We start from the raw sequence: 6734 nt of genomic DNA, 5'->3' as shown, positions 1-6734 counted from the left end.
TTCGGTGCGGTTGTTTAATGTGATCGATGACTTCAATCGCGAAGCACTGTGCATCGAGGTGGATTTTTCCTTGCCTGCCTCGCGAGTCAAACGGGTGCTGGAGCAGGTCATCGAGTGGCGGGGCAAACCAGCCGCAATCCGCTGTGATAATGGTCCGGAATACATCAGCGAAGAGCTCAAGCAATGGGCGCAGCAGAAGAGGATTGCGCTGAGGTATATCCAGCCAGGCAACCCGCAGCAGAATGCCTACATAGAGCGATTTAACCGCACTGTGCGTTACGACTGGTTGGGCCATTACCTGTTTGAGTCACTGAATGAGTTACAGGAATTTGCCACGAACTGGCTGTGGGTTTATAACCATGAGCGGCCCAATATGGCGCTGGGCGGCTACACGCCGAAACAGCGCTTGGCACAGGCCGCATGACCTCTACTTTTGAGTGCTCCAAAAAATGGGGGGATTACCCAGGCGGCATCTGAAATTTCAAAAGGTGATGAAGCACTACTGCGACTTTGGAATTTCGATAACCTTGAAGGCTCCAAAGCGAAAACTTCAGACGGTCGGTTCGATATTGTTTCTCGTGAGCGGGAAGTTCTGCAATTCATCAAACATCAGAACCACGACCTATATAAACACTGCCTTCGCTCACTGACCAGTGTTCAGAAGGATGAGGTAACGACCGAGTACTCCGAGGTCTACGAGCTCCCGCCGAATCATGTGAGATTCAACGAGTTTATCGGCAAATATGGGCCTGCATTTTCGGATCGGGACCGCGCAAACTTGATGAAGCTTTTGGTCGCCAAATTTGCCGATCTTCATCAAGTCAAAGTTGCTCACCGAGATCTTGGTGACCACAGCATCTGGATTTCACCGAGCAAAGAGGTAGCTCTCTCCAACTTCATCTCTGCATACCACAAACCGGCAGGCACCGTGGGCGACTATCGGCAGTTGCTCTCTGTGAACGATGTGTGTGTAGCAACAGTTCAAGACACTAAGCTCACCCCATTCGAAGCAGATGTTTATGCCCTAGGCATGCTGTCGTGGCACATTCTTACGTCTAAGCGCATCTCGCAAAAAAGCATCGAGGGCATCACTGATGCCTTGGAAGCTAGCGACAGTGTTTATGCTCCTGTGTTACTGAACGCACTCCAGGGAAGGGGTTTTTCTGATGCAATAGCGCTTTTTGATGCGTTGATTAACGCTGAACCAAAGAACGATACAGAAGCGGTATTCGACCAATCTGAGCTCGATCCTTATCGAAAATCGATTAACCACTCCCGGCAGTTCAGAGAGGATGATGACTTCTTAGTTGAGACTGAGGAGCGAGAGGTCTACTACTCTAACGGACAGGTCGTTAAAGCTTGGCTAAACATAGGCCTAGCTGAGGAAAATGCAGCGGTTGGCTATAAGCTACTTCACTTTTTGAAACGCATTGAAAAGCTCCAAACGTTATCGCCTTCATACATCCCTTGCATTAGAGATTTCGGCCTGGCGACCAAGTCGTCCAGCCTGTACTTGGTGATGGACCAAGCTGAAGGGTGCCATTGGAATGAACTGGAGATCGAAGAGGAAAACAAGCTTGTCGTCATTAAACAACTAATCGATTCCATAGAACATTTGCATACCCTGCACATCCCTCACGGCGACCTACACCCTGGAAACGTCATTGTAGGCAAGGAAGATGGCGGTTATGTGCTTTCGTTAATCGACACACCTGATTACTGCATTGAGTCGGCTGAAGCGCTCAATCATCAGTACAGCCCCGAAAATATTGATACCTGCACCGCGTTTGAAAGAGACAACTATGCGGTGATGAAAATGGCCTGTGAACTTTTAGGCGTACCGTGGGGCGGTTCTTCAGACAACTTCCAAGAGATTGCAACCGCCGTAGAGCAGGAGATCAAAGACCCCCTCTTTGGATTTAAGGATCTTTCTCGATTCAAGTCTGCTATCGAGGCGCCCAAAGGTGACGTGATAGAGCCCGTCAGAATCATGTTGAAGGGGGACTTCCAGTCTCTAACTATCTATCCCGATAATGGTCATCTCTATCTTCAAATTGAGCCAAGTAGAAAGGATCCGTCAGATGCTCGCGTTAGAGTGCTCGGAATAGGAGGCTACGTTGACCTGATTTTTAGCTCCAGAGATCAGGCCTTTGTTGTTGGGTTTGAACCTAGAGTTAAGTCATCGATTCGAAAGTCTGATGCTGATAACAGCCAACTGGAGTTGGATTTTCCTATAGCTATTGAGTCCGGAGGTGGGTATGACCTGTCTGGCCTATCGAAGAGACTTGAAGGCAATGAAGCGTTTTCTCTTGCGTTAGAGATTGCCCTTAAGAAAACAGAGCCTGAATCCATTGCGACGGATGAGCTGACGATCGAACTTAAGAAGGCGTTTGAACAAATTGATCAAACTACTTCTGAGGTGGCCGAACCTGAGTTAAAAATCGCGACAGAAAAACTCTGGAAAGCCATTCTGGAAACGGAAACGGAGTCATATCCTTACATTGAAGTTTCGGGTGGGGCGATAGAGGTCAAAGATACTAAAGATCAACTAATTATGCCGTACCAGGCGGATATTGATGCATTAGAGCAATTCAAGAGAACCGATGTAATAGAAGCCTTGGTGATTGACGGAGAAAAAGAGTCACCACTCGGTGAAGTTGTCTTGAAGCAATCGGCTCTAAATGAAGTTCGGTTGAGTAAGCTGAGTGCCAAGGCTCGTTTTGTTTCTGATGGTGATTTGGTTTTCTTCAGAACCAAACAAGATCGAGCCTCTTACGAGAAAAGAAAGGCGGCATTAAAGTGCCTACTCGATAAAGAGGGGGTAATTCGTGAACTTGTGACTTATTTTGATCCAACCTGTTCATTACCTGCATTAACCTACGGTATTGAAGTGACCGATGAAGATTTTGCTAGGTACGATCGCTCGGATGAGCAAGGTAATAAAATTAGTCTCAATCAGCAGCAGCGGGACGCATTTCAGAAGCTAATAAACAACGGTCCACTTTCTCTATTGCAGGGACCTCCTGGTACAGGGAAAACCGAGTTCATAGCAGCCTTTGTGCACTACCTGATCGAGAAGCAGCAAGTACAACGAGTGTTGCTGGTTAGCCAGTCCCATGAAGCAGTGAACACGGCTGCGGAGAGAATCCGTAACCACTGTGCACGCTTGAAGACACCGCTCGATGTTGTTCGTTTTAGTAACCGCGAAGGTGCTGTTTCCACGGGGCTAAAAGACGTTTACGCGAGTTCCATAGTTTCCGAAAAGCGAGAGCTGTTCCGGGCAGAAGCTAGACATCGAGCCGCTGCCTTGGGACGAGCATTAGGTTTGGAGCCTGCTTATCTATCTGATTTGGTGGGTGCAGAGCTGAAGCTATTTAGACAGATAGATCACTTTAACTCTTCTATGAATTCATTGGGTGACCCAGCGCTGGAAAAGGAAGACGAGCAGCAGCTGAAAAAATCGTTAATCGAGCTCAATGAGTCGATCCGTTCAACGATGCATGAGGACTTTAAACTCCTGCTGAAAGCTGAGGATAGTCTCGAATCAGCAAAACAACGTGTGATCGACAAGCTCGACAGTGACTATGCTGTGAGGCCAGACGAGTCTTTACGGGCTAGAGCCTTGGCCAAGCTCTCCAGAGACATGCTGGATGTATTGGAAACTGATGAGGTTAACTACGATGAGTTCTTTGCGCGTTCTCGCCAACTTGTCACCGGGACATGTGTTGGTATCGGACAGCGTCACATAGGTATCCGTGATAACCAGTACGATTGGGTCATCATTGATGAGGCTGCACGATCTATTGCAAGCGAACTCGCAATTGCTATGCAAGTGGGCAAAAGAGTCCTGCTTGTGGGCGATCATCAACAGCTACCTCCGCTCTATACGACCCCGCACAAGCGTGCACTCGCACGGCGATTAGGGGTTTCCTCGGCTGAAAATGACTTGGATCTGTTGCTCCAAAGCGACTTCGCTCGCGCCTTTGAGTCGGAGTATGGAGAGCAAGTAGGGGCTACGCTATTAACCCAATATCGTATGGCTCCTGAGATTGGAAACCTTGTATCTAGCGCGTTCTACGATGGAAAACTCGAGAATGGAAATCGCTCGATTCCTGATATCTACAACGGTTTGCCAGAAGCTCTTCAGTTTCCCGTAACTTGGCTGGATACATCGGCTCTGGGGAACAGAGCACACCATCAAGACGATAAGGGTGTAAGTATCTACAACAGATGTGAAGCAGACCTAATCATCAATTTGCTCAAGCAAGTGGCAGAAGAGAAGGATTTTCTCTATGAGCTCAAAACTTGGGTAAAAGAGGAAGAACCCGCGATTGGAGTGATCTGCATGTACGGTGAACAGAAACGGCTGCTAAGGCAGAAGTTCAAAGAGGTTCAATGGGATGAGGGCTTCAAGTCACTTGTGAAGATTGACACGGTTGACAGTTATCAAGGCAAAGAAAACAGAATCATTATCTTGTCACTGACTCGATCAGACAAACACCAAAGCCCTGGATTTTTGAGGGCTCCAAATCGAATCAACGTCGCTCTTTCTAGGGCAATGGACAGGCTGCTAATAGTTGGGTCGGTGCAGATGTGGCGTGTGAACAACAAGCACCTGCCACTTGGCCGTGTTGCTAGTTTCTTGGAAGAGCAAGGTAGAGATGCAGGTTATTGTTTTGTAGATGCTCAACTGGCTAATGGGCAGGGAGGTCGCGGCAAATGAACCAGAAAGTAAATATTGCATACCATGAAGTGGACTTGCTGCTCCCTGCCCATAGATTTGATATCCGCTTTTCCTATGTGACCAAGAAGGGACTGTCGTTTGTTCGAGAGTTTGTTCTAAGACTGGTACATATCTCACCTATGAAACCGGTCGATATTGCCACCTACTTCGGTTTGTCGCGAAGGGAAGTCGATGAGGCTATCACAGACTTGGTTGAAAAGGGGGATCTCGATTTTTCGGAAAAAGGTCAGATCGAGCTGACTCCGAAAGCACGGGGGTACTTCGTTAGTTTGGGATCAACACCTCTGGTCTCGTCCCTAATGGAAAGTGGTGGCGTGTTCGCTTTCGAATTGGCGAGTTTCAACTGTGTCGGCAGAAAACGAACCAATGAAAAGCGAGCCCCTGGTTTGTGGTTGCATGTTTCAAATGAAATTGTTGCCAACAGTGAAAAAATTGCCAAGAAAATGTTTCAGGAGAAATTCCATAAAATCCAGGAGCAGGGCTTTTGGGAGCACAAGTCCTATGAGGGCGATTCCGGGCGGCCCAGTATCTACACAATGGAATCTGTACGGAAATTGGGCCAAGAGCCATTGCGCCTGACCAGTTATTTATCCATTGATCCAGAAGGCTTCCCGGTTGAGCGAGCCGACTTTGAGGCTTTGGAAGATTCGTCTGTTGTACAAGAGCTGGTTACCGATGCGATCGCTTCCGCACGTAAGCCAGTAAACTTCAAACAAGTCGCTCAAGCGATGGTGACACTTGAGGATCAAAAAACAAGGATGCTGTTCAATGAACACTCGGTGGACATAGCGAAACTATTAGCTGCACAGCAGTCTGGCAAGATAAATGACGGTGAATGGATTCCATTCTTAGGCCCACTCTATTCGAAAGCTAACTGGGAGCTAATATCCGAATATCTCGAGATTCAGTTAGCAGAGATTAAGAAGGCAAAAACTGAGCCCTCTGATCTACTTTGGATTGCGCCATCGGATGGATTCTGGGGGCAAAGCCTACGTACGTCAGCGTGTTTCAGTGAACTGGTTGATAGATCAACCACCAAAGGCAAGAAGCCAACCAAACTCTGCAACCCGAAACTCTATCTGCCCGTACAAGATGCAACAGACCGCAGAGCTATCGGTCGCTGGAAACAGGAGTTTTCCTGTTTCGAAAAGAAAGTTCATGGGCTCGTTGAAGGATTTTTGGATGGAAATGTTGAAGCATTGATTTTGCCGGACTCCTTGGCCGTAGTTTGCTATCACATTTCTTGGCCAGAGAGGTTGCCTGCCAGCCTACCGATTGGTTTCATAACAACTGACAGGAATCGTGTTAGTTTAGTTGGCAAACTGATCAAAGAATATGTTGGTGGAATGGCTTTCTTTGAGTCACCTAGGGACTTAGGGGAAATTGAGAAAATATAGATCTGTACAGATCTCTCAAACTAGACGATGACCCAATGAACTCCTGATTGATGATTTGCATTGGGCTGCCATCAACAACCCCCAGACGGAGGCGCAGACTCATAATGACTCATGTAGAGCAATCTCCCCCGGTAATCCCCCCATTTTTTGGAGCACTCAAAAGTAGAGGTCATGCGGCCTGTGCCAAGCGCTGTTTCGGCGTGTAGCCGCCCAGCGCCATATTGGGCCGCTCATGGTTATAAACCCACAGCCAGTTCGTGGCAAATTCCTGTAACTCATTCAGTGACTCAAACAGGTAATGGCCCAACCAGTCGTAACGCACAGTGCGGTTAAATCGCTCTATGTAGGCATTCTGCTGCGGGTTGCCTGGCTGGATATACCTCAGCGCAATCCTCTTCTGCTGCGCCCATTGCTTGAGCTCTTCGCTGATGTATTCCGGACCATTATCACAGCGGATTGCGGCTGGTTTGCCCCGCCACTCGATGACCTGCTCCAGCACCCGTTTGACTCGCGAGGCAGGCAAGGAAAAATCCACCTCGATGCACAGTGCTTCGCGATTGAAGTCATCGATCACATTAAACAACCGCACCGAA

General features: G+C 48.1%; 4 protein-coding genes. 3 read left to right on the top strand and 1 reads right to left on the bottom strand.

What is annotated here, in order from left to right; all coding sequences use genetic code 11:
• From AB5Y54_RS17710 to AB5Y54_RS17700, 3 genes are all read left to right on the top strand, one after another.
• On the top strand, nucleotides 1-424 hold a 424-nt coding region (locus AB5Y54_RS17710; RefSeq protein WP_368154092.1), incomplete at its 5' end, for a transposase.
• A gap of 9 nt (nucleotides 425-433) precedes the next feature.
• Entirely contained in the window at nucleotides 434-4723 is a 4290-nt protein-coding gene (locus tag AB5Y54_RS17705) for an AAA domain-containing protein (protein WP_368154095.1), read from the top strand.
• Complete coding sequence (locus AB5Y54_RS17700) at nucleotides 4720-6141, top strand: hypothetical protein (RefSeq protein WP_368154093.1); 1422 nt, start codon at nucleotides 4720-4722, stop codon at nucleotides 6139-6141. Before AB5Y54_RS17705 ends, AB5Y54_RS17700 begins: the two co-directional genes overlap by 4 nt.
• A gap of 169 nt (nucleotides 6142-6310) precedes the next feature.
• Here the strand turns inward: AB5Y54_RS17700 and AB5Y54_RS17695 are convergent.
• A partial coding sequence (locus AB5Y54_RS17695) for a transposase (protein WP_368154092.1) occupies nucleotides 6311-6734 on the bottom strand: 424 nt, incomplete at its 5' end.

Source organism: Aeromonas sp. s9, from assembly GCF_040907765.1.
GTDB classification, from domain to species: domain Bacteria; phylum Pseudomonadota; class Gammaproteobacteria; order Enterobacterales; family Aeromonadaceae; genus Aeromonas; species Aeromonas caviae.
This window is presented reverse-complemented; position numbering and strand designations above follow the sequence as displayed.

Bases quoted from the DNA above. Each gene is read 5' to 3' on its own strand.
- AB5Y54_RS17700 (WP_368154093.1), top strand. From the start codon at position 4,720: ATGAACCAGAAAGTAAATATTGCATACCATGAAGTGGACTTGCTGCTC.